This window comes from Cupriavidus sp. 21MJTG02-4 (assembly GCF_057798975.1).
Window position 1 is genome coordinate 23,068 of sequence record NZ_JBYOJP010000008.1, and the last position, 26,679, is coordinate 49,746.

Consider the following 26,679-nt stretch of genomic DNA (forward strand, 5'->3'; position numbering starts at 1 on the left):
GCTTGGTTTTCACTCTGCACCGGCCCTCCGGTCGCCTCTCCCCGTGCTCAACGCGCTCTACCCCCTGCTCCGCCCCGCCCTGTTTTCGATGGACGCGGAGGACGCCCACCACTTCACCCTGAACAACCTGCTGCGCGCCAGGCGCATGGGCCTGGCCGGCTGCATCGGCAACCGCGTCGCCGCCGATCCGCGCACGGTGATGGGCGTACGCTTCCCCAACCCGGTAGGCCTTGCCGCCGGCCTGGACAAGGATGGCGCCTATATCGACGGGCTCGCGGCGTTCGGCTTCGGCTTCATCGAGGTGGGCACGGTGACGCCGCGCGCGCAGGCCGGCAACCCTCGCCCGCGCATGTTCCGACTGCCGCAGGCCGATGCGCTGATCAATCGCATGGGCTTCAACAACGGCGGCGTCGATGCCTTCATCGCCAACGTCAGGGCATCGCGCTGGAAGGCCGAAGGCGGCGTGCTGGGCCTGAACATCGGCAAGAATGCCGACACGCCGATCGAACGCGCCGCCGACGACTACCTGTACTGCCTGGAGCGCGTCTATCCGCACGCGAGCTACGTGACGGTGAACATCTCGTCGCCCAATACCAAGAACCTGCGCCAGCTTCAGGGCGCCAGCGAACTCGACAGCCTGCTGTCGACGCTCAAGGCCGCCCAGCAGCGCCTGGCCGACCAGCACAAGCGCTACGTGCCGGTGGCGCTGAAGATCGCGCCGGACCTCGATGCCGACCAGATCGGCAATATCGGCGACGCACTGGTGCGCCACAAGATCGACGGCGTGATCGCCACCAACACCACGATCTCGCGCGATGCCGTGAAAGGCCTGCCGCATGCGGAAGAAGCCGGCGGCCTGTCCGGCCGGCCGGTGTTCGAGCAGTCGACCCATGTGGTGCGCGCGCTGCGCCAGGTGGTCGGCGACGCGGTGCCCATCATCGGCGTGGGCGGCATTTTCAGCGGCGCCGACGCGCGCGCGAAGATCGATGCCGGCGCGAAGCTCGTGCAGGTGTACAGCGGCCTGATCTACCGCGGCCCGACCCTGGTGCGCGATTGCGCCGCCGCGCTGCGCGCCTGACGCCCCGCAAGACAGCAAGGAGAGCCACATGGAAACCATCCGCCTCGGACGCAGCGACCTGCAGGTCTCGCGCATCTGCCTGGGTACCATGACCTTCGGCGAGCAGAACACCGAAGCCGAGGGCCATAGCCAGCTCGACTACGCTTTCTCGCGCGGGGTCAACTTCATCGATACCGCCGAGATGTACCCGGTCAGGCCGTGCGCCGAAACCTACAGCCGGACCGAACAGATCATCGGTAACTGGCTCCGCAATCAGCCGCGCGACCGCGTGGTGCTCGCCACCAAGGTGGCCGGCCCCGGCCGAATGCCCTGGATCCGCAATGGCGATGACCTGACCCCCGCGGGCATCCGCGCGGCGGTGGACGCCTCGCTGCAGCGGCTGCAGACCGACTACATCGACCTGTATCAAATCCACTGGCCCGCGCGCAACGCGCCGATCTTCGGCCAGACCAGCTTCGACCCGGCCAAGGAACGGCCCTGTGCCTCGATCCAGGCCCAGCTCGAAACCTTTGCCGAATTGGTGCAGGCAGGGAAGATCCGCTATGTCGGCGTCTCCAACGAAACGCCGTGGGGCGTGGCGGAATTCGTCAGGCTGGCGGAGCAGCACGGGTTGCCGCGCATCGCCACCATCCAGAACCCGTACAACCTGGTCAACCGCAGCTTCGAACAGGGCCTCGACGAGGCCTGCTTCCGCACCGACGTGAGCCTGCTGATCTACAGCCCGCTCGCGTTCGGCCAGCTCACCGGCAAGTACCTGAGCGGCGATCCGGCCAGGCCAGTGTTCAACGACGCCGCAATCGGCCGCCTGACGCGCTTCGGCGCCGACTGGAGCCCGCGCTACATGCGTCCGGAGACCATGGCGGCCTCCGCCCGCTATGTCGAACTGGCGCGCACGGCCGGACTGTCGCCGGCGGCGCTGGCCCTGGCCTGGTGTTATTCGCGCTGGTTCGCCGCCAGCACCATCGTCGGGGCCACGTCGCTCAATCAATTGCGTGAAAACATCGATGCGTGGCAAACGCAATTGCATGAAGACGTGATTACCGCAATCGGGGAAATCCACAAGGAAATCTGCAATCCCGCGCAATAATCTGCGCCTGGATGGCTAATAACGGGGCTCCCGCAGCATCGGATGCCCCGCATTCCCTCCGAGACTTCGCATATCGTGCGCGAGAAGTGGTATCCTCGCAGGCTTATCGCTGTCTTGCTTTCGCGCAGGCGCGCCCTTCCATCAGCCGCCGGAAGCGCCCCGCCGCCCGGAGCAGGTGCCGCCCACGTGGGGGCGCCGGCAGCGAGACCAAGCTTGTGCGCGGCATATCATCCAGAACCGAGTCACTCGGAGGAGAACAGATCAAAATGAAGGGTCTCAAGGCAACCAAGTCCATCCTCGGCGGCGCAGTCGCGCTGGCATTGCTGTGCGGCGGCGCCGTGCACGCCCAGACCGTCAAGGTCCTGTCGATCGTGGACCACCCCGCGCTGGACGCCATCCGCGACGGCGTGCGCGAGGAGCTGAAGGCCGCCGGCTATGACGCCGACAAGAACCTGAAGTGGGAATACCAGAGCGCGCAGGGCAACACCGGCACCGCCGCCCAGATCGCCCGCAAGTTCGTCGGCGACAACCCGAACGCGATCGTTGCCATCGCCACGCCGTCGGCCCAGGCCGTGGTCGCCGCCACCAAGACCGTGCCCGTGGTGTACTCGGGCGTGACCGATCCGGTCGCCGCGCAACTGGTCAAGAGCTGGGCGCCGTCGGGCACCAACGTGACCGGCGTGTCGGACAAGCTGCCGCTGGACAAGCAGGTGGCCCTGATCAAGCGCGTGGTGCCGAATGCCAAGACCGTCGGCATGGTCTACAACCCCGGCGAAGCCAACTCGGTCGTGGTGGTCAAGGAACTGAAGGAACTGCTGGCCAAGCAGGGCCTGACGCTGAAGGAAGCCGCCGCGCCGCGCACGGTTGACATCGGCGCCGCCGCCAAAAGCCTGATCGGCAAGGTGGACGTGATCTACACCAACACCGACAACAACGTGGTTTCGGCCTACGAAGCGCTGGTCAAGGTCGCCAACGAATCGAAGATTCCGCTGGTTGCCGCCGACACCGACAGTGTCAAGCGTGGCGCCATCGCCGCGCTGGGCATCAACTACCTGGACCTGGGCCACCAGACCGGCAAGGTCGTGGTGCGCATCCTGAAGGGTGAGAAGCCTGGCGCGATCGCGTCGGAAACCAGCAGCAACCTTGAACTGTTCGTGAACACCGGCGCCGCCCAGAAGCAAGGCGTGACGCTGTCGCCGGAGCTGATCAAGGAAGCCAAGACCGTCATCAAGTAAGCAGAACGTCTGACCTGTGCCGTCCGCGCCGCGCGGACGGCCGCGCGTCCGCTAGTCCACTACAGTACAAGATCCAGACTGCCCTACCCGGGCCCGCCCCCTGAACGAGACGGCGAGCCGACCGACCTTATCCGGGCGGGCCGCGCCAGCTGTCAACAGGATTCACCATGTCCCTCTTTTCCCTTCTGGGCGCCCTGGAGATCGGCCTGATCTTCAGCCTGGTTGCCCTCGGGGTGCTGATTTCCTTCCGCATCCTCAATTTCCCCGACCTGACCGTCGACGGCAGCTTCCCGCTGGGCGGCGCCGTGGCCGCGACGCTGATCGCCGCCGGGCAGGACCCGTTTGTCGCCACCGCCGTCGCCATCGTGGCCGGTGCCCTGGCTGGCTTCATCACCGGCTGGCTCAATGTGCGGCTCAAGATCATGGACCTGCTCGCCAGTATCCTGATGATGATCGCGCTGTACTCGGTCAACCTGCGCATCATGGGCCGACCCAATGTGCCGCTGATCACGGAGCCGACGCTGTTCACCATCCTGCAGCCCGACTGGCTGCCCGACTACGTGCTGCGCCCGCTGGTCCTGTTCATCGTGGTGGTCATCGCCAAGGTTGGGCTGGACTGGTTCTTCTCGTCGCAGCTCGGCCTGGCCATGCGCGCGACCGGCGCCAATCCGCGCATGGCGCGCGCGCAGGGCATTGCCACGGGCCGCGCCACGCTGGCCGGCATGGCGCTTTCCAACGGGCTGGTCGCACTGGCCGGCGCGCTGTTCGCGCAGACTCAAGGCGGCTCCGATATCTCGATGGGCATTGGTACTATCGTGATCGGCCTGGCCGCCGTGATCATCGGTGAAAGCATCCTGCCGGCACGCCGCCTGGTCTGGACCACGCTCGCCGTGGTGCTGGGGGCCATCCTGTACCGCTTCTTCATTGCGCTGGCGCTGAACAGCGACTTCATCGGCCTCAAGGCGCAGGACCTGAACCTGGTCACCGCCGCGCTGGTGACGATCGCCCTGGTGCTGCCCGCCACCCGCAAGAAGCTGTTTGCCCGCAAGAACGGAGGTGCCTGAGATGCTCCGCGCACAAGACCTGAAGCTCACCTTCAACCCCGGCACCCCGATCGAGACCCGCGCGCTGCGCGGCCTGAGCCTGGAGATCCCGAGCGGCCAGTTCGTGGCCGTGATCGGTTCCAACGGCGCCGGCAAGTCGACCTTCCTGAACGCGATCAGCGGCGACCAGATGGTCGATTCCGGCCGCATCACGATCGATGACACCGACGTGACGCGCAAGCAGGCCTGGGATCGCGCCCACCTCGTGGCACGCGTGTTCCAGGACCCGATGGCCGGCACCTGCGAAGCGCTGACGATCGAAGAGAACATGGCGCTGGCGATGGCCCGCGGCGCCCGGCGCGGCTTTCGGGCGGCGCTGAACCGCGGCTCGCGCGAGCTGTTCCGCGAGAAGCTGCGCCTGCTGAACCTGGGCCTGGAAAACCGCCTGACCGACCGCATCGGCCTGCTCTCCGGCGGCCAGCGCCAGGCGGTGAGCCTGCTGATGGCCTCGCTGCAGCCGTCGCGCATCCTGCTGCTCGACGAGCACACCGCCGCGCTGGACCCGAAGACCGCCGCGTTCGTGCTGGAACTGACCGCGCGCATCGTCGAGGAAAGCAAGCTGACGACGATGATGGTCACGCACAGCATGCGCCAGGCGCTGGACTATGGCCAACGCACGGTGATGCTGCACCAGGGGCAGGTCGTTCTGGATGTGTCCGGTGACAAGCGCAAGGGGCTAGATGTGCCGGATCTGCTGCGGATGTTCGAGCAGACGCGGCACGAACAGCTGGACGACGACGCGTTGCTGCTGGGCTGATCAGGCTGCGGCACACATGAAGAAAGGGAGCCTAGGCTCCCTTTCTTTTTTCAGTCAGACCGTAGCAGCCTTGTCCAGCCAGCGCCTTAGCTGATCCGTCACCGCCGTGCTCGAAAACGAGCAGCTGTCCTGCGCGAACACGGCCGACATCTCCAGCCGGCGCAGCAGTTCTTCCATCGCCTGACCGAACACCGGTGGCAGCGTCAGCGCGGGCGCTGCCTCGCGCCACGCCTTCACGAGTTCGGCCGCCGGCAGCGTGCCGCCGGTGTGCTGGTCCAATGCCGAACGCATGCGCGCCAGCGTCTCCGTATTGGCCGTATTGGCCGTATTGGCGGCGCTCATGTGCGTGCCCTCCTTTCCTTGTAAAGCTCGCGGAACGTGCGTCCCGAGGGTGCGGGCATGTCCCGCGTCTGGGTCCAGCCCTTGCCCGCCATGGGCAGGCTGGCGATCAACCGGTTGCTACCGCCCATGCGCGCCAGCACGCGCGCGCCGAGACGGCTGGCCAGCGCATAGAGTGCCGGACGCCGGGCAACGAAGCCCCACGCCTGCAGCGCGAAGCGCTCCTGCCACGGACGCAGGCCGCGCTCCATCTGCTTCTCGCGCAGCTTGCGCAGCAAATCCGACAAGGGGATCGATGCCGGGCACACGCGATTGCATTCGCCACACATCGTGGCCGCCTGCGGGAGGTCCACGGCATTGGCCAGGCCCACGTAGCTGGGCGTCAGCACGCTGCCCATCGGCCCCGGATAGACCCAGCCATAGGCATGGCCGCCGATCTTCTGGTAGACCGGGCAATGGTTCATGCAGGCGCCGCAGCGGATGCAGCGCAGCATCTCCTGGAACTCTCCGCCGATCAACCCGCTGCGGCCACCGTCGACCAGCACGAAATACATATGCTCGGGACCATCGCGCTCGCCTTCGGCACGCGGGCCGGTCAATAGCGAGAAATAGTTCGAGATGGCTTGCCCGGTCGCCGAACGCGGCAGCAGCCGCATCACGGTCGCCAGGTCTTCCAGCGTCGGCAGCACCTTCTCGATGCCAGTGACGGCCACATGCACGCGAGGCATGACGGTGCACATGCCTTCATTGCCTTCGTTGGTGACGACCGCCACCGAACCGGTTTCGGCAATGATGAAATTGCCCCCCGTCACGCCCATGTCGGCGGACAGGAACTCGGGGCGCAGCACCTCGCGCGCTTCACGCGTCATTTCCGGGATATCGGTCAGGCGCGGCTTCTGGTGGACTTTCGCGAACAGGTCGGCGATCTCGTCCTTGTCCTTGTGCACCACCGGCGCAATGATGTGCGACGGCGGCTCGGAGTCGTTGATCTGGAGGATGTACTCGCCGAGATCGGTTTCGATGCTTTGCACGCCCATCTCGCCGAGCACCTGGTTCAGCCGCATTTCTTCGGTCACCATGGACTTGCTCTTGATGACCTTCTTCACGCCATGCTTCTGCGCGATCTCCGCGACCAGGCGCGCCGCATCGGCGGTGGTCTCGGCGAACAGCACCGTGGCGCCGCGGCGCGTGGCGTTTTCCTCGAACGTGGCGAGCCAGACATCCAGGTTTTCCAGCGCGCGGTTGCGGCGCTCTTTCAGTGCGGCGCGGGTCGCATCGAAATCGATATCGCGGATGGCATCCGCGCGCGCGGTGACGAACTTGGTGGAGAGCTTCTTGAGGTTCTGCTGCAGGCGCTGGTCAGCCAGCTTCTGGCCGGCGCGCGCCTTGAATTCCATGCTGTGGACTTGCATCGTCGCGTCTCCGGTGCTCAGGCGTCGCCCGCCAGGACCTGCGCGATATGCAGCACGCGCGTCTGCGTGTCGCCGCTTCGGCGCAGGCGGCCTTCGATATTGAGCATGCAGCCCAGGTCGCCCAGCACCACCGCATCCGCGCTGCTGGCCTTGATATTGGCGCACTTCTCGTCGACGATGGCCGTCGAGATATTGCCGTACTTGACCGAGAAGGTGCCGCCAAAGCCGCAGCAAGCCTCGCAGTCCTTCATCTCGGTGAACTGCACCCCGGGCAGCTTGCCCAGCAGTTCGCGCGGCTGCGCCTTGACGCCCAGTTCGCGCAGGCCCGCGCAGGAATCGTGATACGTGACGTGGCCGGCGAAACTGGAATCGAACCGTTCGATCTTCGCTACGTTCACCAGGAAATCGGTCAGTTCGAACACGCGTTCGCGCAGGCGCTCATAACGGCCGTTGAGTTCCGGGTCATCGCGCAACAAGTCCGCATAGTGCTGGCGGATCATGCCGCCGCAGCTTCCCGACGGCACCACCACGTAGTCGAACATCTCGAATTCGCGCAGGAATTTTTCCGCCAGGTCACGCGACACGGCGCGCTCGCCCGAGTTGTAGCTGGGCTGGCCACAGCAGGTCTGGGCTTCGGGCACCATCACCTCGTAGCCGGCGCCTTCCAGAAGCTTCAGCACGGAGAAGCCGATCTCCGGGCGCATGAGGTCCACCAGGCAGGTGGCGAACAGGCCAACTCGCATTTGCTTTCTTTCTCCAGACCCCGAAACCCCGCAATTATGCGCGTTTGCGCCGCGGGGTGGCGCACAAACCATTCAGGCGCGCCGTGCATTCCGTTCAGGCCGCAATACCGTCATCGGCGACACATCACCAGAGGATTCTTACCGGAATGTCATTTCACCTATTGAAATTTTCACGATGCGAGATAGAATCAGGCAAACGCTTAATTTGCCGCAGGGCAACATTTCCTTATGTCAGACGCAGACAAGTCGCCTGGAAAGACATCGATCCAGGTTATTGAACGCATGATGACGCTGCTGGACGCACTGGCCCAGCACGCCGACCCGGTCAGCCTGAAAGAGCTGTCGATGTCTACCGGACTGCACCCTTCCACCGCGCACCGTATCCTCAACGACATGGTTGCGTGCCGCTTTGTCGATCGCTCGGACCCGGGCAGCTACCGGCTGGGCATGCGCCTGCTGGAGCTTGGCAACCTGGTCAAGGCACGCCTGTCGGTGCGCGACGCGGCGCTCGCGCCAATGCGCGCACTGCACCGTGTCACCGGGCAGACCGTCAACCTGTCAGTGCGCCAGGGCGACGAGATCGTGTATATCGAGCGTGCCTACAGCGAGCGCTCCGGCATGCAGGTGGTGCGTGCCATTGGCGGACGCGCGCCGCTGCACCTGACGTCGGTGGGCAAGCTGTTCCTCGCCGCCGACGAGTCCACGCGCGTGCGCAGCTATGCCACGCGCACCGGCCTGGCCGGGCATACGCGCACCTCGATCACCGACCTGACCAAGCTCGAGCGCGAACTGGGCTGGGTGCGCAGCAACGGCTACGCCCGCGACAACGAAGAGCTGGAACTGGGCGTGCGCTGCATCGCCGCCGGCATCTACGATGATTCGCGCCGGCTGGTGGCCGGCCTGTCGCTGTCGGCACCCGCCGATCGCCTGCAGGACAGCTGGCTGCAGAACCTCAAGGATACGGCGCTGCAGATTTCGCGCGGCATGGGGTACGTGATGGAGTCTGAAGCCGCCTGATCGGCTTCGGCTTGCCGGCGGCTAAGGGCAACGTCTGCCCGCCGCCGGTTCAGCAGATCATGGCCACGCGATTTAAGGGTTTACCTGTAGTTTTCAGATAACCTGCAAACCCTATAATCGGGCCGCTATGCGAACCCGAGCCATTACCTTGACCGAACAGGTCACGCGCCAGATCCGGACCGACATTGAGAACGGCGTTTATCCCGTAGGCAATCGACTGCCCACGGGCAAGCAGTTGGCCGACCAGTACGGCGTCAGTGCTGCAGTGATCCGTGAGGTGACCGAACATCTGCGTTCTCAAGGCTTCGTGGAAACGCGCCAAGGCGTGGGTTGCACCGTGCGTTCCCGTACCGGTGCCGCGGGCTTCCAGCTCCCCCGCGAGCCCGACCTGGGACGGGCCGAGCTGGCCGACCTGTATGACCTGCGCATGGACCTGGAGAGTGCGGCCGCGGCACTGGCCGCCATGCGGCGCAGCCATGACGACGTCGATGCCCTTGCCGGGCTGCTGCATCGGCTGAAGACGCATCTTTATGATGCCCAGCCGGCGGTCGATCTCGATGCCGCGTTCCACATCGGCATTGCCAGCGCCACCCACAACCCATACTACCGCCAGCTGCTGCAGTACATGAACCTGCAGCTGCACCAGGCCGTTGCCACCGCGCGCGCCAACACGCTGCAGCAAGCGCATTCGCCCGAGTCCGTGCACCAGGAACACGAGGCCATCTTCGAGGCGATCCGTGACGGCAATGCCGAAGCGGCGCGCCAGGCCACCATCCGCCACCTGCAATGCGCGGCGCAGCGACTGGGCTTGCCCCTGCGCGCACGCGCCGCCGATCCCCTGCCCTGAAAACCGAAAGCTGAAATCGCTCCCTCCATGCCAGCCACCAACCTGTCCCAGCGTCTCACCGAAGCCCTTGGTCCCGACACCGTGCTCACCCAGCCCGACGACATTGCGCCGTGGCTGTCCGACTGGCGCGGCATCTACCGGGGCCAGGCCCAGGCGGTGGTCCGCCCGCGCACGGTCGACGAGGTCTCGCGCTGCCTCGCGCTCTGCCAGCAGGGCGCGGTACCGGTCGTGCCACGCGGCGGCAACACGGGCCTGTGCGGCGCGGCCACGCCCGACGGCCAGCCGCTGAACGTGGTGCTGAGCCTGGACCGCATGCATGCGATCCGCTCGCTCGACACCGTGGCCAACACCATGGTTGCCGAAGCCGGCTGCATCCTCGGCAACCTGCGCCGCGCCGCGGCCGACGCCAACCGGTTGCTGCCGCTGAGCCTGGCGGCGGAGGACTCGTGCCAGATCGGCGGCAACCTGGCCACCAATGCCGGCGGCGTCAACGTCGTGCGTTATGGCATGACGCGCGAACTGGTGCTCGGCGTCGAGGCCGTACTGCCCAACGGCGAGGTCTTCCACGGCCTGCGCACGCTGCGCAAGGACAACACCGGCTACGATCTCAAGCAGTTGCTGATCGGCTCGGAAGGCACGCTCGGCGTCATCACGGCTGCTGCACTGCGCCTGTTCCCGCGTACCGATACGCGCAGTGTCGTGCTGGCGGCAGTGGAATCGCCGCAGCAGGCGCTGGAGCTGTATTCCCTGCTGTTCGAGCAGTGCGGCGCACGGCTGCAGGCTTTCGAGTTCTTCACCGGCGCGTGCCTGGACCTGGTCCTGACGCATGCCGAGGGCGTGCAAGAACCCTTTGCGCAGCGCTATCCCGCCTGCGTGCTGGTGGAACTGGCCGACACCGCCGAAGAAGAGGCGCTCAATGCGCTGCTGGAGCGCGTCATTGGCGATGCGCTCGAACGCGGCCTGTGCCTCGATGCGGCGGTGTCTGCATCGCTGGCCCAATTGCAGGCGCTGTGGAAGCTGCGCGAAGAAATCTCCGAAGCGCAGCGCGCCGACGGGCCGCACCTGAAACACGACGTGTCGCTGCCGATCGAACAGATCCCGGCGTTCATGGTGTCGATGGAAGCGCGCCTGCGCACGCTGGACCCGGCGATCCGGCCCTTCATCTTCGGGCACTTTGGCGATGGCAACCTGCACTACAACCTGTCGCGCCCGGCGGGAGCGCCGAAGGACTGGGCAGCGACGCACGAAGACGTGGTGACCGGCACCGTGCTCGATGAAGTGATGCGCTACGACGGCAGTATCAGTGCGGAACATGGCATCGGCCAGCTCAAGCGGCATGCATTCCTGCAGTACAAGGATCCGCTGGAGCTGCGCTTGATGCGCGAGGTCAAGCGCGCGTTTGACCCCGCCGCCATCATGAATCCGGGCAAGCTGCTCTGAAGGTGAAGCCCATAAAAAAACGCGCCAACCGTGGCGCGTTTTTTTGGGCAGGCGGAGTTCAGGTTCCGCGCGCCGAAGTCAGGATCGCTTGCGCGCCGCCGGGCGACTGCGTGAGGTTCGGCGACGACGGAAACGCATGGGGCTGCGGCACCGATGGCGAGGCATGTTCCAGCCAGTCCCGAACGCGCGTGGCATCGGCAAAGCGCGAGAGCTTGCCCACGGAATCCAGGAACACCATCACAACGTTACGGCCGTTGACCTTGGCCTGCATGACCAGGCATTGGCCAGCTTCGGAAATGAAGCCGGTCTTCTGCAGGCCGATATCCCAGTTGCCGCCACGCACCAGGCGGTTGGTGCTGACGTAGTGCTGCGTACGGCCCAGCACATTCACTTCATGCTCGGTCTGCGTAGAGAACTCGCGAATGGTCGGGTTGCGGTAGGCCGCGTTGACCATGCGCGCGAGGTCCATGGCGCTCGACACATTGCTGCTCGACAGGCCGTTCGAGTCCACGAAGTGGGTGTCGTTCATGCCCAGTTCACGGGCCTTGCGGTTCATGGCCTGAACAAACGCGGGCAGACCACCCGGATAGTTGCGACCCAGCGCCGATGCCGCGCGGTTCTCGGACGACATCAGCGCCAGCAGCAGCATTTCCTGGCGCGTGAGCTGGGTACCGAAGCGCAGGCGCGAGCTGCTGTGCTTCTCGGTGTCCCGGTCTTCTTCCGTAATGGTCAGGCTCTCGTCCATCGGCAGGCGGGCATCCATCACCACCAGCGCAGTCATCAGCTTGGTGATCGACGCGATCGGCAGCACCGCGCTCGGATTCTTCTGGAACAGCACCTCGTTGGTGTTCTGGTCCATCACGAGCGCAACGCTCGATCGCAGGGCCAGCGCATCTTCGGTATCGCGCAGCCCCATGGCCTCGCCGAGCGACGGCTTGGCCGGCGTAAACACCGCCCGCACAGGCGCGGCCCGGTTCGACGCCACGACACGGTGCCGGCCGTTCTTCACGACGATCACCTTGCGGGAAGACGCGGCCTCGGCCTTGGCCGTCGTGCGCTTGCTGCCCGAACTGGCTTTCTCTGCTTTGAGCGACTTCGTCGGCTTTTTCGTGGACTTTTCAGTGGAAGTCGACTTGGTGGCAGCCTCGGCCAGGGGGGCTGCCAGCATCGACGCGGATGCCAGCACGGCTACGGCTACGGCGCTCAGGGGCGTCGAGCCGAAGAATCTGGAAAAAATGGAATCAGACCGGAACATGATTCGTTCAGCGCATCGGGATGGCGCTAGTGTAGGAAATTAAGAAATTGTTAGCAAGATTAAAGACTTACGAAGGCTAGTTAAAGTTCGATTTGCAAACATTTCCACAATGCGGAAATTGTTGACTCTTCGTCACGTGCATCATCGTAGACCTCCTGTAAGTCACTGCGCCGCTGCGGGGTTCACCCGCCACTGCGGCAGTCTTCCTTTGTATGTCGGCGCGAATCGTTACACATTGATACACATCTCACTATGAGAGGAAACGCGCAAACCCACTAACCGGTTCACGTTCAGTGTTGAGACGATTCTCTATCGCCTCCGGATCCGCATAGCCCAGGGACATGCCGCACACCACCATCTCCTCGCCTGGCAGGCGGAGGTGATCGCCAATGATCTTGTGGAATTGCGTGAACGCGGCCTGGGGGCAGGTATCGAGCCCCCGCGCCCGGGCGGCGACCATGATGCTTTGCAGGAACATGCCGTAGTCGAGCCAGCTGCCCAGCTCCATGATGCGGTCGATGGTGAAGATCATGCCGACGGGCGCATCGAAGAAGCGGAAGTTGCGCGCGTGCTGTTCGTGCATGCGCGATTTATCCTCGCGGCTGATTTCCAGCAGGCCATACAGGTCCCAGCCCACCTTGCGGCGCCGGTCCAGGTACGGGTTCACCCAGGAGCGCGGGTAGTACGGATACTCTTCCAGGTACTTGCTGTCGCGCTCGGGGTCTTCGTAGGCGGTCAGCAGGTCCGCGCACAGCCTGGCCTTGGCGTCACCCGCCAGCACATAGACATGCCACGGTTGCGTGTTGGTGCCGGAGGGCGCACGGCTGGCGACGGCGAGAATCTCTTCCACCGCTTCGCGTGGCACGGGCGTATCCAGGAACGCCCGGACCGAGCGGCGCGTGAGGATGGCCCGGTCGACGCAGTCGACCGCCTGCTGCGCAGCAGCCTCGGCGGCCGCTTGCTTGCCAGCTTGCGCGTCCTGCGACATCTTTCCTTCCTCCATCACGCCACGCCCGGCGCTTGTGCGCCAGACACCGTCAGCGGCTGCAGCGCGCGGCGCAGCGGCTCGGGCAGGGGCACCGGGCGACGCGTGACGCGATCGACATAGACGTGGACAAAATGCCCTTGCGCCGCCGCAATCTCGTTGTCGCCGCTGAACAGCCCCACCTCATAGCGCACGCTGCTGGTTCCCAGCCGCGCCACCCGCAAGCCAGCCGTGACCGTGTCCGGGAAGCTTAGCGACGAGAAGTAGTTGCACTGCGTCTCGATCACCAGCCCGATCGTGCTGCCCGATTCAAAGTCGAGCACGCCTTCCCGGATCAGGTACGCATTCACGACGGTATCAAAATAACTGTAGTAGACAACGTTGTTCACGTGGCCATAGACATCGTTATCCATCCAACGCGTGGTGATGGCCTGGGCGTGCGGATAGGCACTGCGGTGCTCGGCTTGCGGTTTCATGTGGACGTTGCGGAACAGGAATGAAAGAAGAACGCGAAACGACTAGCGGCGGATGACCAGTGCGACGCCCGCCGCGGCCAGGGCCATCCCGGATGCCGCCAGGGGCGGAAAGCGCTCGCCGAACAGCAGCCATGCCATCACGGCCGTGGTCGGCGGCGTCAGGTACATGAGGCTGGAGACTCGCGTCGCGGCACCCTGCCGGATCAGCAGGAACAGCAGCGAAATGGCTCCGATCGAGAGCGCGACCACCGACCACGCGAGCGCGCCGACCATCTCGGCGGTCCAGTCGACGTGGCGAGTCTCGAACATGAACATAAAGGGCACGCAAGCGAGCGCGGATGCCGCGAACTGGATGACGGAGCCGATGCGCAGGTCGAACACGGCGCAGAAGCGCTTCTGGTACAGCGTGCCGAAGGTGATGCTGAGCAATGCCCCGACCGCGAGCAGCACGCTTGCCGTGGAAAGGCCGCTTGTGCCCAGCTTGTTCGCCACCACCAGCCCGACCCCCACGATGCCAAGCAGCAGACCAAGCCACTGGCGCATGCTGATGCGTTCACCCAGGCGCGCGGAAATCAGTGCGGTCAGGATCGGTTGCATGCCGACGATCAGTGCCGACATGCCGGCTGGCATGCCCAGCTTGACGGCAGCCCAGACGCCGCCAAGATAACCGGCCTGCAGAAACAGCCCGGCTACCGCGATATGGCTGACCATGCGCCAGTCGGTACGCCCTTCGCGTTGCGGCAACGGCACGCGCGCCAGCCACACGAATGGCACCATCAGCACCAGGACGCCGATGAACCGCAGGAACAGGAAGGTCATCGGCTCGGCATGCGGCATGCCATACCTGGCCACGATAAACCCCGTGCTCCAGATCAGCACGAACAGCCACGGCATGCTGGCAGACCAGAGGGTTCGCCGCGCGCTTGCGCCGGCTTCAGCCATCGTGCTCATGCCGACACCGTTCGCGCCGGCGTGACACCGTCGCCGGCATAGCGCGCGTGATAGCGGGCAGCAAGGCCGATGGTCTGCGCATGCACCGCGACCGTGTCTTCGATTCGATTGCCGTAGCCGCCGGCCATGGCCACCGCGACCGGAAGCCGGCGCGAGATCGCGGTCTCGAACACCAGGGCGTCGCGCCGGGCCAGGCCGTCCATGGAAAGCTTCAGCCGCCCGAGGCGATCGCCCTCATGCGGGTCGGCCCCTGCCAGGTAGATCAGCAGGTCCGGCGCAAAGCGTTCGAACAGCTGGTCCAGTGCGGCCTGAAGCGCTTCGGCGTAGGCGTCGTCGCCGCAGCCGTCCGGCAGCCCGACATCGAGATCGCTGGCTTCCTTGCGAAAGGGATAGTTCTTCTCACCATGCAGCGACAGGGTAAAGATGGTCGGGTCCGACTGCAGGATGGAAGCCGTGCCATTGCCCTGGTGAACATCGAGATCGATCACCGCCACGTGCCGGACCCGGCCGTCGCGCTGCAATACCCGCGCGGCAATGGCGGCATCATTGAAGACGCAAAAGCCGCCGCCCTTGTCGGCATACGCGTGGTGGGTGCCTCCCGCGAGATTCGCGGCAAGGCCTTCGTCCAATGCCGTGCGGCAGGCTTCGATGGTCGCGCCGGCCGAGCGGCGCGAGCGCTCGACCATCGCTGCCGACCAGGGAAACCCGATTTCGCGCTGGCGCGCCGCGTCGAGCGTGCCAGCCGATGCGTCGGCTACGTACGCCGCCGTGTGGGCGAGCAGCAGCGCGTCGTCCCCGGCCCGCGGCGCCTCGCGAAACTCCAGCCCGGGGATGCCGGTCACGGCTTCACGCAGCATGCTGTATTTGCGCATTGGGAAACGATGGCCCGGCGGCAGCGGCAGCACGAAGTGATCGGCGTAAAAGGCAAGCATGGCGTGGCGAAAGGGGCGTTCTTGATGTGGGCGCGACGCTTGCATAGTCAAGCGTCGGCAGGCTGCGATGGTAGCACTGCTGGAAAACCCGCGGTACCGCGCACCATGCATGGCGCTGCCAGCACATTCCGAGCCGATATCCGTTGCATTTTGTGCGATGCACAAAAACTGCTTGACACCGGCCCGGCTTTCCCTAGAATTGCAATTGTTGCGGCGCACCAAAGCGACTGAGCGAGCGCCCCGACCTTGATCCCAACGCCTGGGCTGGACGACGCGGAACGACATCCGTCACGGTCCTGACATCCAGGCGGTTTAATTTTGCTTGACCTTGAAGTTCACCACTGGAGACCAGCAATGATCCTCACCCCGGAACAAGTCGCAGCAGCGCAAAAGGCTAACCTGGAAACCCTGTTTGGCCTGACCACCAAGGCTTTCGAAGGCGTCGAGAAGCTCGTCGAGCTGAACCTGCAGGTCGTCAAGACCACCTTCGCCGAAAACGTCGACAACGCCAAGAAGGCGCTGTCCGCCAAGGATGCCCAGGAACTGCTGGCCATCCAGGCTTCGCTGGTTCAGCCGGTCGCTGAAAAGACCCTGGCCTACACCCGTCACCTGTACGAAATCGCTTCGGAAACCCAAAGCGAATTCACCAAGGTCGCCGAAGCCCAACTGGCTGAAGGCTCGAAGAAGGTGCAGGCTCTGGTCGACAACCTCGCCAAGAACGCACCGGCCGGTTCGGAATCGACCGTGGCCATCGTGAAGTCGGCCATCTCGGCTGCCAACAACGCCTACGAGTCGGTCCAGAAGGCCACCAAGCAGGCTGTCGAGATCGCGGAAAGCAACTTCCAGGCTGCCGCTTCGGCTGCCAGCAAGGCTGCCCAGCAGGCCAGCGCCACGGCCCGCAGCGCCGCTGTCAAGAAGACCGCCTGATAGCCAGCACGGCTGACAGGTAGTGCCAGCGACCGGCCCCGTGCCGGTCCGTTGGCAAAGCGCACCGCCGGACGGCGCGTTTTGCCAACGATGATGGCGACAGCCCGCAACAGGCTTGCCGCTCGCGTGCCAGTGTCTCCTCGGTACCACGGTCTCCTTGTCCAAAGGTATCGTTCAAGCCCGACCCAGAAGGTCGGGTTTTTTTTCGCCTTCTGCACCCGCGCTGCCCTCTTTCACTCGGATTTCCGGCCGCGCCGATGCCTTCCAAAGCGCGTCCGCAGCGTTGTCCTTGCCCAATGCCGGAGCGGGCGACTATCGTTAGCAAGGTGCAGCCCGCGGCATTCTGGCATGCCAGGGCCCCGCCCTTCGGATTCACATGGCGCGGCGCAATACCGGGCCATGCCGGCATGCGTGGCGCAGCGCTTGCGCGACGCAACAGCATCTAGGAGATGCCATGAAGACGCAGCGCCACATCACGACCTACATCGTCATCGCGATGATCCTCGGCGGCGTGGTCGGCTACGGCTGTCATGTCGCGTTTCCCGATCCCAAGCTGGCAAAAGAGATCGCGGGCTACATCTCGATCATCACCGACGTCTTCCTGCGGCTGATCAAGATGATCATCGCGCCGCTGGTGTTCTCGACGCTCGTCATGGGCATTGCCCACATGGGCGATGCCAGCACCGTCGGCCGCGTAGGCATCAAGGCGATGGGGTGGTTCATCACCGCATCGCTGGTGTCACTGACGCTGGGCCTGATCATGGCCACCATGCTGCAGCCGGGCGTCAATATCGGCCTGCCGCTGCCCGACGTCGGCTCCGCGACCAATCTCAAGACCAATGCCTTCACGCTGAAGGATTTCGTCGCCCATCTGGTGCCCAAGTCGGTAGCCGAGGCCATGGCCAACAACGAGATCCTGCAGATCGTGGTGTTCTCGATCTTTTTCGGCACGGCCCTGGCCACGCTTGGCGAACACGGCAAGCGCATGGCCGGCGTGATCGAGGATCTCGCCCAGGTCATGCTGAAGATCACCGGTGCGGTGATGTGGCTGGCGCCGGTTGCAGTGTTCGCCGCGATCGCATCGACGGTGACGACCCAGGGCCTTGGCATCCTGCTGACCTTCGCCAAGTTCATGGGCAGCTTCTACCTGGCCCTGTTCGTGCTCTGGGGCTTGCTGACGCTGGCAGGCTTCGTGTTCCTGGGGCGGCGGATCTTCAACCTGATCAAGCTGATCCGCGAGCCGTTCCTGCTGTCGTTCTCGACCGCAAGCTCCGAAGCCGCGTATCCGAAAATGCTCGACGCGCTAGACAAGTTCGGCGTCAACCGCAAAATCTCCAGTTTCGTGCTGCCGCTGGGCTACTCCTTCAACCTGGACGGGTCGATGATGTACTGCACCTTCGCCGTGCTGTTCATCGCCCAGGCCTATGACATCCACTTGCCGATGGGTACGCAGATCACCATGCTGTTGCTGCTGATGCTTACCTCCAAGGGGATGGCCGGCGTGCCGCGCGCCTCGCTGGTGGTCATCGCGGCCACGCTGAACCAGTTCAATATCCCGGAAGCCGGCCTGCTGCTGATCATGGGAGTAGATCAGTTCCTCGACATGGGCCGTTCGGCCACCAACGCCGTCGGCAATTCGATCGCCTCCGCCGTGGTGGCCAAGTGGGAAGGCCAGCTCACCAGCGAATCGACGCTCGATACCGGCGACCAGGGCGGCATGGGCGGGGTGGACGACGAACGCGAGGCGCTGGCCAAGCCCGAGACCGCGCGTGCCTGAGCGCTGGCGCGCAGACCGCAGAGGAGCGACCCATGTCTTGCACTGTTGCCCGGTGTGGCCGCTATGTGTGGTGGCGGATCGCGGGGCTATGCCTGGCGCTGTCCGCCGGCCTGGCGCTGGCGCAGGAGCCGATCGCCCTTTCCGGCACACTGAAAAAGGCCAAGGAAACCGGCACGCTGACCATCGGCTACCGGGAATCTTCGCTGCCCTTCTCGTACCTGAACCAGATTCGCCGGCCGATCGGCTATTCGATCGATATCTGCTCGGCCATCGTTCAGGCCGCCGGTGCCGACGTCGGCCGCGACCTGACCATCAACTGGGTGCCGGTGACTTCCGAAAACCGCATCGAAGCGATGACGTCCGGCAAGATCGACCTCGAATGCGGCTCCACCACGCGCAATGCCGAGCGCCAGCAGCGCGTGTCGTTCTCACCGGTGATTTTCGTCGCAGGCACCAAGCTGCTGGTGCCGCACGGCTCGCCAATACGGACCTTCCAGGACCTCAAAGGCAAGACCGTCGTGGCAACAGCCGGCACGACCAATGCAGATGCCATCGAGCGGCTGTCCACACGCTTCAATCTTGGCGTGACCCTGATCCGCGCCCGTGACCATGCCGATGCCTTTGAAGTGCTGCGCCATGGCGGCGCGGACGCCTATGCGGGCGACGACGTACTGCTGTACGGCTTCCTCGCCAAATACGGGCTCGGCAAGAAATATGACGTGACGCGCGATTTCCTGTCCTACGACCCCTACGGCATTATGCTGCGCAAGAACGATCCGCAATTTGCCGCAGTCGTCGACAAGGCGGTTCGCGACCTGATGACCTCAGGCGAGCTTGAGCGCCTGTACAAGCAGTGGTTCGTCAACCGCCTGCCCACTGGCGAACGCCTGGGCATCCCGATGAGCGCCCAGCTCGAAGACATCATCCAGTCCACGCCTCAGCAGCCGGAATAGACGTCAACTGGCTAGCCCGGCCGTCCCCTGCCGGGCCAAATCGGTGGTGGCTCCAAATTCCTGTCGGTTAATTGCGCAATCGGGTAAAAAGAAACCCGCCGCGCGGACGGGTTTCGATGCTTGCAGCTTGCCGCAATCAGCGCTTGCGCGGCGGCGGCACGTCGGTGCAGGTGCCTTCGTAGATTTCCGCGGCCATGCCGATCGACTCGCCCAGGGTCGGGTGCGGGTGGATCGTCTTGCCGATATCCACTGCGTCCGCGCCCATCTCGATGGCCAGGCAGACTTCGCTGATCAGGTCGCCGGCATGCGTGCCGACGATGCCGCCGCCGATGATGCGATGGGTTTCCTCATCGAAGATCAGCTTGGTAAAGCCCTCGTCGCGGCCATTCGCAATGGCACGGCCCGAAGCAGCCCACGGGAACACGCCCTTGCTGTACTTGATGCCCTGCTCCTTGCACTGGTCCTCGGTCAGGCCGGCCCAGGCCACTTCCGGATCGGTGAAGGCGACCGACGGGATCTGCTTGGCATCAAAGTAAGCCTTCTCGCCGTGCGCAGCTTCCGCGGCCACGTGGGCCTCGTGCACGGCCTTGTGCGCGAGCATCGGCTGGCCGACCACGTCGCCGATCGCGAAGATGTTCGGCACATTGGTGCGCATCTGCGCGTCGACGTTGATAAAGCCGCGGTCGGTCACGGCCACGCCTGCCTTCTCGGCGCCGATGCGCTTGCCGTTGGGCGAACGGCCCACCGACACCAGCACCAGGTCGTAGCGCTGCGGCTCGGTCGGGGCCTGATCGCCTTCGAACTTCACGTAGATGCCGTCCGGCTTGGCTTCCACCGCGACGGTCTTGGTGTTCAGCATCACCTTGCCGAAACGGTCCTTGTTCTTCTTCTCCCAGACCTTGACCAGGTCGCGGTCGGCGCCGTTCATCAGGCCCGGCAGCATTTCGACGACGTCGATGTCCGCGCCCAGCGTGCTGTACACCGTCGCCATCTCCAGGCCAATGATGCCGCCGCCGATGACCAGCATCTTGTTCGGCACCTCAGGCAGTTCCAGCGCGCCGGTCGAATCGACGATGCGCGGATCTTCCGGGATGAACGGCAGCTTCACCGCCTGGCTGCCGGCGGCGATGATCGCCTTCTCGAAGCGGATCACGGTCTTCTTGCCCGTGGCCTGCTTGCCGTCGCCTTCGGTGGCGTCCACTTCCAGATGGTGCGGATCGAGGAAGGTGCCGATGCCACGCACCACCTGCACCTTGCGCGCCTTGGCCATGCCGGCCAGGCCGCCGGTGAGCTTGCCGACCACCTGGTTCTTGTAGTGGCGCAGGCCGTCCAGGTCGATCTTGGCTTCGCCGAACAGGATGCCGTGCGCGGCCAGCGCCTTGGCTTCGTCGATCACCGCGGCGTTGTGCAGCAATGCCTTGGACGGGATGCAGCCGACGTTCAGGCAGACGCCGCCGAGCGTGGCGTAGCGTTCCACCAGCACGGTATTCATGCCCAGGTCAGCCGAACGGAACGCTGCCGAGTAACCGCCGGGACCGGCGCCCAGCACCAGCACGTCGCACTGGATGTCGGCGCTGCCCGCGTGGCTGGCGGCCACTGGAGCCGGAGCCGGAGCGGCCGATGGCGCGGGGGCCGCAGCGGCGGGCGCAGGCGCCGGCGCCGGCGCAGCGGCGGCAGCGGCTTGCGCTTCCACCGTGCAGATCACCGCGCCCTGGCCGATCTTGTCGCCCACTTTCACGCGCACGTCGACCACCTTGCCGGCCGCCGACGACGGCACTTCCATGCTGGCCTTGTCCGACTCCAGCACGATCAGCGACTGTTCCTGCTCGACCGTATCGCCCGGCTTGACCAGGACCTCGATCACTTCCACCGCGTCGAAATCGCCGATATCCGGCACCTTGACTTCGATCACACTCATGTTTGCTCCTCTTTGCGCGCCGGGCCTGGTTGGCCTCAGGGCGCGCCGTCGTTGTTGGTTGCCGCTGCGCCGGGGGCGCCGGCCTCGTGCAGCCTTACGGTATGGACTTCAATCGGGCCTGCGGAACTCTTGTCGAACTCGATGCCGGCATCGACGCCGATGCGCGCGATGGCTGCTGCATCCAGTTCAGGCTTGTCGTAGACCGCATGCATGGCCCCGAGCGCGTAGTTGCGGCCTGAGCCAATGCCCCAGAAGCGGTCGAAGGAAAAGACCTCGCGATACGAATAGACGCCGAAAATCCCGGCCGGATTCGCGATCAGGCAGACGATCTGCGACGATTCGTACGGATCATCCTCGTCTTCCTTGGTGTTGATGAAGTACTCCGACTTCAGCTTCTCATGCACCTTCAGGAAGGTCCGGAACACGTCATCGCGCGAGCCGAGCCGGCATTCCTCGCCCATTCCCGCCAGCAAGGCGCGCATGACCGGGAAATGCGCCGTGGTGCCGGCCAGCGCGACAAAGCTGTCGGCGATCGGAAACACCTTCTGGTTGCGCTCGTAGGCGCGCGACAGGCGCGTGTCACCGAACGTGACCAGCGCATCGGCCGCGATCGCCACATCGGCACCCTTCCTGACGACGACACAGGTAGTCATGGCTCGCCTCGCTCGGCTGCAAGCGCCAGGGCCATGCCCGTCACGGACATGGCCGCGGCCGCTTTAGAGAAGGATGCGGCGGAAGTCCGCCAGCAGTTGGCCGAAGTACGTGTTGAAGCGGGCCGCCTCGGCGCCGTCGATGACGCGGTGATCCCACGACAGCGACAGCGGCAACGTCAGGCGCGGCGCGAACTGCTTGCCGTCCCAGACCGGCTTCATGTACGACTTGCACACGCCCATGATGGCCACTTCCGGCGCATTGATGATCGGCGTGAAGTACGTGCCGCCAATACCGCCCAGCGACGAGATCGAGAAGCAGCCGCCCTGCATCTGGTCGGGCTTAAGCTTGCCGTCGCGCGCCAGCTTGGCCAGTTCGCTCATTTCCTGGCTGATCTCGAGCACGCCCTTCTTGTCGGCGTCCTTGATCACCGGCACGACCAGGCCGTTCGGCGTATCGGCCGCGAAACCGATGTTGAAATACTTCTTCAGCACCAGATTGTCGCCGTCGAGCGAGGCGTTGAAGTTCGGGAACTTCTTCAGCGCCGCCACGGTGGCCTTGATCATGAACGCCAGCATCGTCACCTTGACGCCCGACTTCTCGTTTTCCTTGTTCAGCTGGACGCGGAAGGCTTCCAGGTCGGTGATGTCCGCTTCGTCATGGTTGGTGACATGCGGGATCATGACCCAGTTGCGGTGCAGGTTGGCACCCGAGATCTTCTTGATGCGCGACAGGGCCTTGCTTTCGATCTCGCCAAAACGCGTGAAATCGACCTTCGGCCACGGCAGCAGGCCGAGCTCCCCGCCACCGCCGCCAGCCGCGGCCTGCGCGGGCGCAGCAGCCTGGCCGGTCATCACGCCCTTGACGTAGCGTTGCACGTCTTCCTGGGTGATGCGGTTCTTCGGGCCGGTGCCCGGCACGCGGGAAACATCCACACCCAGTTCGCGCGCGAACTTGCGCACCGACGGCGACGCGTGCGCGGCCTTGCCGGTCACGCCGACCGGGGCAGCAGCAGGCGCTGCCGGGGCCGGGGCCGCGGCAACAGGCGCCGGGGCCGGAGCCTGGGCAGGCGCTGCGGCGGGAGCCGGCGCGGGTGCCGCGGCGGCCGGTGCCGGAGCGGCTGCGCCAGCGGCGCCTTCCAGCAGGATCAGCAGCGTGCCCTGGGCCACGTTGTCGCCGACCTTGACCTTGACTTCCTTGACCACGCCGCCTTGCGGGGACGGCACGTCCATGGTGGCCTTGTCCGATTCCAGCGTGACAACGGCGTCTTCGGCGTTGATGGTGTCGCCCGGCTTGACATGGACTTCGATCACGGGGACCGCGTCGTAGTCGCCGATATCGGGCACCTTGACTTCGATGGTGCCGCCCGCGGCGGGCGCGGCCGCAGCTGCCGGGGCAGCAGCCGGGGCCGGAGCAGGCGTCGCGGCCGGGGCCGGCGCGGGAGCCGGTGCAGCGGCGGCGGGAGCCGGGGCCGGCGCGGCGGCACCGGCGGCTTCCAGCATTACCAGCACGGAGCCTTCGGACACGTTGTCGCCGACCTTGATGCGGACTTCCTTGACCACGCCGGCTTGCGGCGAGGGCACGTCCATGGTGGCCTTGTCCGATTCCAGCGTGACCAGCGCGTCTTCCGCGTTGATGCTGTCGCCGGGTTTCACGTGCACTTCAATGACGGGAACGGCGTCATAGTCGCCGATGTCCGGCACCTTGATTTCAATCGCTTGACTCATTCAGTGTCTCCTGGGCAGGCCGGCACGCGCGCGCATCCGCAAGCGGCGAGATTACCCTCGCCGCCCGCATCTGTCACGCCGCTGTGCCGCAAGGCGCCTACGAAAATCTACGGGGCGCCCGCGGCACGGCGTTACCGTACTGCGGGGGTTAGTGCAGGAAGCCGGTCAGACCGACATCGGATTCGGCTTGTTGGGGTCGAGGTTGTACTTCTTGATCGCTTCAGCCACCTTGTCGCGGCTGATGGCGCCCTCGTCGGCCAGCGCCTTCAGCGCGGCCAGCGTGACCCAGTGGCGATCCACCTCGAAGAAGTGGCGCAGCTTTTCGCGGGTGTCCGAGCGGCCGAAGCCGTCGGTGCCCAGCACCACATAGCGGCGCGGCACGAACGGACGGATCTGTTCGGCAAACGCGCGCACGTAGTCGGTCGAGGCAATGACCGGGCCGCGGGCCGACTTGAGCTTCTGCGCAACGAACGACTCGCGCTGGGGCTCGGCCGGGTGCAGCAGGTTGTAGCGCTCGGCGGCGGCGCCTTCGCGGGCCAGCTCGGTGAAGCTCGGGCAGCTCCACAGGTCCGATTCGACGCCCCAGTCCTTCTTCAGCAGGTCGGCGGCGGCGATCACCTCGCGGAAGATCGTGCCCGAGCCCAGCAGCTGCACGCGCGGCGCGTTGCTGTTCTCGACGCCCTTGCGGAACTGGTACATGCCCTTGACGATGTCCTGCTCTACGCCAGCCGGCATTTCCGGATGCTCGTAGTTCTCGTTCATCACCGTCAGGTAGTAGTAGACGTCTTCCTGCTCGGCATACATGCGGCGCAGGCCGTCGTGCATGATGACCGCCAGTTCATACTGGAAGGTCGGGTCATACGAGATGCAGTTCGGGATCACCGCGTGGAACACGTGCGAGTGGCCGTCCTCGTGCTGCAGGCCTTCGCCGTTCAGCGTGGTGCGGCCAGCGGTGCCGCCCAGCAGGAAGCCGCGCGAACGCATGTCTGCAGCCGCCCAGCACAGGTCGCCGATACGCTGGATGCCGAACATCGAGTAGTAGATGTAGAACGGGATCATCTGCACGCCGTGCGTCGAGTACGACGTGGCGGCCGCGATCCAGTCGCACATGGCGCCGGCTTCGTTGATGCCTTCCTGCAGCACCTGGCCAGTCTGCGATTCCTTGTAGAACATCAGCTGGTCGTGGTCTTCCGGCACGTACTTCTGGCCTTGCTGGTTCCAGATGCCGATCTGGCGGAACAGGCCTTCCATGCCGAACGTGCGCGATTCGTCCGGGACGATGGGCACCACGTGCTTGCCGATCTGCTTATCTTTCAGCAGCGTGTTCAGGATCCGCACGAAGGCCATGGTGGTGGATACTTCGCGGCCTTCGCCGGTGGCCTTGAGCAGCGCGTCGAACGCGGACAGCTGCGGCACCTGCAGGGCTTCGGCCTTCTGGCGGCGTGCCGGCAGGTAGCCACCCAGGTTCATGCGCGCCTGGCGCATGTATTCCAGTTCCTTCGAACCTTCCTCGAAGGTCAGGTACGGCACTTCGGCGAGCTTGTCGTCGGGCACCGGGATGTTGAACTGGTCGCGGAACGTGCGGATCGCGTCCACCGGCATCTTCTTCTGCTGGTGGGCCACGTTCATGGCCTGGCCGGCATCGCCCATGCCATAGCCCTTGATGGTCTTGGCCAGGATCAGCGTGGGCTGGCCCTTGTGCTCGCTGGCGGCCTTGTAGGCAGCGTAGATCTTGTGCGGATCGTGGCCGCCGCGGTTCAGGCGCCAGATGTCGTCGTCGGACCAGTCGGCGACCATCGCCTTCAGTTCAGGCGTGTTGAAGAAGTGCTCGCGAACGTAGGCGCCGCCCTTGGACTTCATGGTCTGGTACTCGCCGTCCACGCAATCCATCATGCGCTTCATCAGCAGGCCCTTGGTGTCGCGCGCCAGCAGGGAATCCCACTTGCTGCCCCACACCACCTTGATCACGTTCCAGCCGGCACCGCGGAATTCCGATTCCAGTTCCTGGATGATCTTGCCGTTGCCGCGCACCGGGCCGTCCAGGCGCTGCAGGTTGCAGTTGATGACAAAGACCAGGTTGTCCAGCTTCTCGCGGCCGGCCATGCCGATCGCGCCCAGCGATTCCGGCTCGTCGGTCTCGCCGTCGCCCAGAAAGGCCCAGACCTTGCGGTCGCCGGCCTTGGCCAGGCCGCGGCTGTCCAGGTACTTCATGAAGCGGGCCTGGTAGATGGCCATGATCGGGCCCAGGCCCATCGATACCGTCGGGAACTGCCAGAAATCCGGCATCAGCCACGGGTGCGGGTAGGACGAGATGCCCTTGCCATCCACTTCCTGGCGGAAGTTGTCGAGCTGCTCAGGCGTCAGGCGGCCCAGCAGGAACGCGCGCGAGTAGACGCCCGGTGCCGAGTGGCCCTGCACGAAGACCAGGTCGCCGCCGCTCTGCTCCGACGGGGCACGCCAGAAGTGGTTGTAGCCGACGTCATACAGCGTCGCGGCCGAGGCGAACGACGAGATGTGGCCGCCGACGTTGGTGTGCTTGTTGGCGCGCAGCACCATCGCCATGGCGTTCCAGCGCGTGTACGAGCGGATGCGGTGCTCGATGTCCTGGTCGCCCGGGATGCGGGCCTGCTGCTCGACCGGAATCGTGTTGATGTACTGGGTTTCGGCGTGGAACGGCTGGGTAACGCCATTCACGCGTGCGTACTCGATCTGCTTGTCGATCAGGAACGCGGCGCGCTCCGGGCCTTCGGCACCCAGAACGCCCTGCAGGGCGTCCAGCCATTCATGGGTTTCCTGGGGATCGGCGTCGTTGGCGCTGGATGCGCCGAGAATCTGCTCGGGTACGGCGGACATGACTGTCTCCTGTGAATTCCTGCTCCGGAGCCCTCGCTTTTGGCATTTCGGGCCCCGGGGTGACGGGGTATCGGGGTATGACTTGCGGATGCGTCGCCGCAGCGCCTTGCATCGGAGCCGCCGCCGGGAGCCCTGTTCCGGACTCTCTCGCGCGGCAGGCGCATGGTTACCGCCCGCTTTTTGGTCGGACCGATTCTATGGAAGCAGAATGGCCAG

The 26,679-nt window shown here is 65.1% G+C and carries 23 protein-coding genes; 11 read left to right on the forward strand and 12 right to left on the reverse strand.

What is annotated here, in order from left to right:
- Positions 1 to 43: 43 nt before the first annotated feature.
- From AC3FKH_RS17205 to AC3FKH_RS17225, 5 genes are all read left to right on the forward strand, one after another.
- Positions 44 to 1,078 (forward strand): quinone-dependent dihydroorotate dehydrogenase, encoded by a 1,035-nt coding sequence (locus tag AC3FKH_RS17205; protein WP_488677081.1) that lies wholly within the window; start codon positions 44 to 46, stop codon positions 1,076 to 1,078.
- 28 nt (positions 1,079 to 1,106) lie between these two features.
- Positions 1,107 to 2,165 (forward strand): aldo/keto reductase, encoded by a 1,059-nt coding sequence (locus AC3FKH_RS17210; RefSeq protein WP_488677082.1) that lies wholly within the window; start codon positions 1,107 to 1,109, stop codon positions 2,163 to 2,165.
- 266 nt (positions 2,166 to 2,431) lie between these two features.
- Positions 2,432 to 3,400 (forward strand): ABC transporter substrate-binding protein, encoded by a 969-nt coding sequence (locus tag AC3FKH_RS17215; protein WP_483711172.1) that lies wholly within the window; start codon positions 2,432 to 2,434, stop codon positions 3,398 to 3,400.
- Between the two features lie 167 nt (positions 3,401 to 3,567).
- Positions 3,568 to 4,464 (forward strand): ABC transporter permease, encoded by an 897-nt coding sequence (locus AC3FKH_RS17220; RefSeq protein WP_488677083.1) that lies wholly within the window; start codon positions 3,568 to 3,570, stop codon positions 4,462 to 4,464.
- Between the two features lies 1 nt (position 4,465).
- Positions 4,466 to 5,260 carry an ABC transporter ATP-binding protein gene (locus AC3FKH_RS17225; RefSeq protein WP_488677084.1) on the forward strand — a complete coding sequence of 265 codons (795 nt, stop codon included), beginning with the start codon at positions 4,466 to 4,468 and terminating at the stop codon, positions 5,258 to 5,260.
- 54 nt (positions 5,261 to 5,314) lie between these two features.
- Here AC3FKH_RS17225 and AC3FKH_RS17230 read toward each other — a convergent pair whose 3' ends face one another.
- From AC3FKH_RS17230 to AC3FKH_RS17240, 3 genes are read right to left on the reverse strand one after another with little or no spacing between them, the layout of a single operon-like run.
- Positions 5,315 to 5,602, reverse strand: a complete 288-nt coding sequence (locus tag AC3FKH_RS17230; RefSeq protein WP_488677085.1) for a hypothetical protein — start codon at positions 5,600 to 5,602, stop codon at positions 5,315 to 5,317.
- Positions 5,599 to 7,011 (reverse strand): LutB/LldF family L-lactate oxidation iron-sulfur protein, encoded by a 1,413-nt coding sequence (locus AC3FKH_RS17235; RefSeq protein ID WP_488677086.1) that lies wholly within the window; start codon positions 7,009 to 7,011, stop codon positions 5,599 to 5,601. The genes AC3FKH_RS17230 and AC3FKH_RS17235 overlap by 4 nt, the downstream gene beginning before the upstream one ends.
- A gap of 17 nt (positions 7,012 to 7,028) precedes the next feature.
- Positions 7,029 to 7,754: a (Fe-S)-binding protein gene (locus AC3FKH_RS17240; RefSeq protein WP_488677087.1), complete on the reverse strand. Its 726-nt coding sequence runs from the start codon at positions 7,752 to 7,754 to the stop codon at positions 7,029 to 7,031.
- Positions 7,755 to 7,982: 228 nt separating this feature from the next.
- Between AC3FKH_RS17240 and AC3FKH_RS17245 the strand changes: the two genes are divergently transcribed.
- From AC3FKH_RS17245 to AC3FKH_RS17255, 3 genes are all read left to right on the forward strand, one after another.
- Complete coding sequence (locus AC3FKH_RS17245; RefSeq protein ID WP_483711166.1) at positions 7,983 to 8,771, forward strand: IclR family transcriptional regulator; 789 nt, start codon at positions 7,983 to 7,985, stop codon at positions 8,769 to 8,771.
- Positions 8,772 to 8,898: 127 nt separating this feature from the next.
- On the forward strand, positions 8,899 to 9,618 hold the full coding sequence (locus AC3FKH_RS17250) for a FadR/GntR family transcriptional regulator (protein WP_488677088.1): 720 nt from the start codon (positions 8,899 to 8,901) through the stop codon (positions 9,616 to 9,618).
- 27 nt (positions 9,619 to 9,645) lie between these two features.
- On the forward strand, positions 9,646 to 11,058 hold the full coding sequence (locus AC3FKH_RS17255; protein ID WP_488677089.1) for an FAD-binding oxidoreductase: 1,413 nt from the start codon (positions 9,646 to 9,648) through the stop codon (positions 11,056 to 11,058).
- A 58-nt stretch (positions 11,059 to 11,116) separates the two neighbouring features.
- Here AC3FKH_RS17255 and pbpG read toward each other — a convergent pair whose 3' ends face one another.
- The 5 genes from pbpG to AC3FKH_RS17280 form a co-directional block, all read right to left on the reverse strand.
- Positions 11,117 to 12,313 (reverse strand): D-alanyl-D-alanine endopeptidase, encoded by a 1,197-nt coding sequence (pbpG, locus tag AC3FKH_RS17260; RefSeq protein ID WP_488677090.1) that lies wholly within the window; start codon positions 12,311 to 12,313, stop codon positions 11,117 to 11,119.
- A 250-nt stretch (positions 12,314 to 12,563) separates the two neighbouring features.
- Positions 12,564 to 13,301, reverse strand: a complete 738-nt coding sequence (locus AC3FKH_RS17265; RefSeq protein ID WP_488677091.1) for a nitroreductase — start codon at positions 13,299 to 13,301, stop codon at positions 12,564 to 12,566.
- Between the two features lie 14 nt (positions 13,302 to 13,315).
- Positions 13,316 to 13,774, reverse strand: coding sequence for an acyl-CoA thioesterase (locus tag AC3FKH_RS17270; RefSeq protein ID WP_488677092.1), 459 nt, complete (start codon positions 13,772 to 13,774; stop codon positions 13,316 to 13,318).
- Between the two features lie 42 nt (positions 13,775 to 13,816).
- Positions 13,817 to 14,716, reverse strand: a complete 900-nt coding sequence (locus AC3FKH_RS17275; RefSeq protein WP_488677289.1) for a DMT family transporter — start codon at positions 14,714 to 14,716, stop codon at positions 13,817 to 13,819.
- Between the two features lie 5 nt (positions 14,717 to 14,721).
- Positions 14,722 to 15,657 carry a histone deacetylase family protein gene (locus tag AC3FKH_RS17280; protein ID WP_488677290.1) on the reverse strand — a complete coding sequence of 312 codons (936 nt, stop codon included), beginning with the start codon at positions 15,655 to 15,657 and terminating at the stop codon, positions 14,722 to 14,724.
- A 354-nt stretch (positions 15,658 to 16,011) separates the two neighbouring features.
- On the opposite strand from AC3FKH_RS17280, the gene phaP1 reads away from it, so the two are divergent.
- The 3 genes from phaP1 (at position 16,012) to AC3FKH_RS17295 (ending at position 19,314) form a co-directional block, all read left to right on the forward strand.
- Positions 16,012 to 16,584, forward strand: coding sequence for a TIGR01841 family phasin PhaP1 (gene phaP1 / locus AC3FKH_RS17285; protein ID WP_483711159.1), 573 nt, complete (start codon positions 16,012 to 16,014; stop codon positions 16,582 to 16,584).
- Between the two features lie 454 nt (positions 16,585 to 17,038).
- Positions 17,039 to 18,361 (forward strand): dicarboxylate/amino acid:cation symporter, encoded by a 1,323-nt coding sequence (locus AC3FKH_RS17290; protein WP_488677093.1) that lies wholly within the window; start codon positions 17,039 to 17,041, stop codon positions 18,359 to 18,361.
- A gap of 32 nt (positions 18,362 to 18,393) precedes the next feature.
- Positions 18,394 to 19,314, forward strand: coding sequence for an amino acid ABC transporter substrate-binding protein (locus AC3FKH_RS17295; RefSeq protein WP_488677094.1), 921 nt, complete (start codon positions 18,394 to 18,396; stop codon positions 19,312 to 19,314).
- A 136-nt stretch (positions 19,315 to 19,450) separates the two neighbouring features.
- Here the strand turns inward: AC3FKH_RS17295 and lpdA are convergent, their stop codons facing one another.
- The 4 genes from lpdA to aceE form a co-directional block, all read right to left on the reverse strand.
- Entirely contained in the window at positions 19,451 to 21,232 is a 1,782-nt protein-coding gene (gene lpdA, locus AC3FKH_RS17300) for a dihydrolipoyl dehydrogenase (protein WP_488677095.1), read from the reverse strand.
- Positions 21,233 to 21,267: 35 nt separating this feature from the next.
- On the reverse strand, positions 21,268 to 21,885 hold the full coding sequence (locus AC3FKH_RS17305) for an MFS transporter (RefSeq protein WP_483711155.1): 618 nt from the start codon (positions 21,883 to 21,885) through the stop codon (positions 21,268 to 21,270).
- 63 nt (positions 21,886 to 21,948) lie between these two features.
- Positions 21,949 to 23,610: a dihydrolipoyllysine-residue acetyltransferase gene (gene aceF, locus AC3FKH_RS17310; RefSeq protein WP_488677096.1), complete on the reverse strand. Its 1,662-nt coding sequence runs from the start codon at positions 23,608 to 23,610 to the stop codon at positions 21,949 to 21,951.
- 165 nt (positions 23,611 to 23,775) lie between these two features.
- A complete protein-coding gene (aceE, locus tag AC3FKH_RS17315) occupies positions 23,776 to 26,463 on the reverse strand; it encodes a pyruvate dehydrogenase (acetyl-transferring), homodimeric type (RefSeq protein ID WP_488677097.1) in 2,688 nt (895 codons plus the stop codon).
- Positions 26,464 to 26,679: the final 216 nt, after the last annotated feature.

Excerpts from the sequence above, each read along its gene's own strand:
- AC3FKH_RS17220 (WP_488677083.1), top strand. The coding sequence starts at position 3,568 with ATGTCCCTCTTTTCCCTTCTGGGCGCCCTGGAGATCGGCCTGATCTTC.
- AC3FKH_RS17245 (WP_483711166.1), top strand. The coding sequence starts at position 7,983 with ATGTCAGACGCAGACAAGTCGCCTGGAAAGACATCGATCCAGGTTATT.
- phaP1 (WP_483711159.1), top strand. The coding sequence starts at position 16,012 with ATGATCCTCACCCCGGAACAAGTCGCAGCAGCGCAAAAGGCTAACCTG.
- AC3FKH_RS17255 (WP_488677089.1), top strand. The coding sequence starts at position 9,646 with ATGCCAGCCACCAACCTGTCCCAGCGTCTCACCGAAGCCCTTGGTCCC.
- pbpG (WP_488677090.1), bottom strand. The coding sequence starts at position 12,313 with ATGTTCCGGTCTGATTCCATTTTTTCCAGATTCTTCGGCTCGACGCCC.
- aceE (WP_488677097.1), bottom strand. The coding sequence starts at position 26,463 with ATGTCCGCCGTACCCGAGCAGATTCTCGGCGCATCCAGCGCCAACGAC.
- AC3FKH_RS17240 (WP_488677087.1), bottom strand. The coding sequence starts at position 7,754 with ATGCGAGTTGGCCTGTTCGCCACCTGCCTGGTGGACCTCATGCGCCCG.
- AC3FKH_RS17305 (WP_483711155.1), bottom strand. The coding sequence starts at position 21,885 with ATGACTACCTGTGTCGTCGTCAGGAAGGGTGCCGATGTGGCGATCGCG.
- AC3FKH_RS17215 (WP_483711172.1), top strand. The coding sequence starts at position 2,432 with ATGAAGGGTCTCAAGGCAACCAAGTCCATCCTCGGCGGCGCAGTCGCG.
- AC3FKH_RS17275 (WP_488677289.1), bottom strand. The coding sequence starts at position 14,716 with ATGGCTGAAGCCGGCGCAAGCGCGCGGCGAACCCTCTGGTCTGCCAGC.
- AC3FKH_RS17290 (WP_488677093.1), top strand. The coding sequence starts at position 17,039 with ATGAAGACGCAGCGCCACATCACGACCTACATCGTCATCGCGATGATC.
- AC3FKH_RS17280 (WP_488677290.1), bottom strand. The coding sequence starts at position 15,657 with ATGCTTGCCTTTTACGCCGATCACTTCGTGCTGCCGCTGCCGCCGGGC.
- AC3FKH_RS17225 (WP_488677084.1), top strand. The coding sequence starts at position 4,466 with ATGCTCCGCGCACAAGACCTGAAGCTCACCTTCAACCCCGGCACCCCG.
- aceF (WP_488677096.1), bottom strand. The coding sequence starts at position 23,610 with ATGAGTCAAGCGATTGAAATCAAGGTGCCGGACATCGGCGACTATGAC.
- AC3FKH_RS17265 (WP_488677091.1), bottom strand. The coding sequence starts at position 13,301 with ATGTCGCAGGACGCGCAAGCTGGCAAGCAAGCGGCCGCCGAGGCTGCT.
- AC3FKH_RS17250 (WP_488677088.1), top strand. The coding sequence starts at position 8,899 with ATGCGAACCCGAGCCATTACCTTGACCGAACAGGTCACGCGCCAGATC.
- AC3FKH_RS17210 (WP_488677082.1), top strand. The coding sequence starts at position 1,107 with ATGGAAACCATCCGCCTCGGACGCAGCGACCTGCAGGTCTCGCGCATC.
- AC3FKH_RS17295 (WP_488677094.1), top strand. The coding sequence starts at position 18,394 with ATGTCTTGCACTGTTGCCCGGTGTGGCCGCTATGTGTGGTGGCGGATC.
- lpdA (WP_488677095.1), bottom strand. The coding sequence starts at position 21,232 with ATGAGTGTGATCGAAGTCAAGGTGCCGGATATCGGCGATTTCGACGCG.
- AC3FKH_RS17230 (WP_488677085.1), bottom strand. The coding sequence starts at position 5,602 with ATGAGCGCCGCCAATACGGCCAATACGGCCAATACGGAGACGCTGGCG.
- AC3FKH_RS17235 (WP_488677086.1), bottom strand. The coding sequence starts at position 7,011 with ATGCAAGTCCACAGCATGGAATTCAAGGCGCGCGCCGGCCAGAAGCTG.
- AC3FKH_RS17270 (WP_488677092.1), bottom strand. The coding sequence starts at position 13,774 with ATGAAACCGCAAGCCGAGCACCGCAGTGCCTATCCGCACGCCCAGGCC.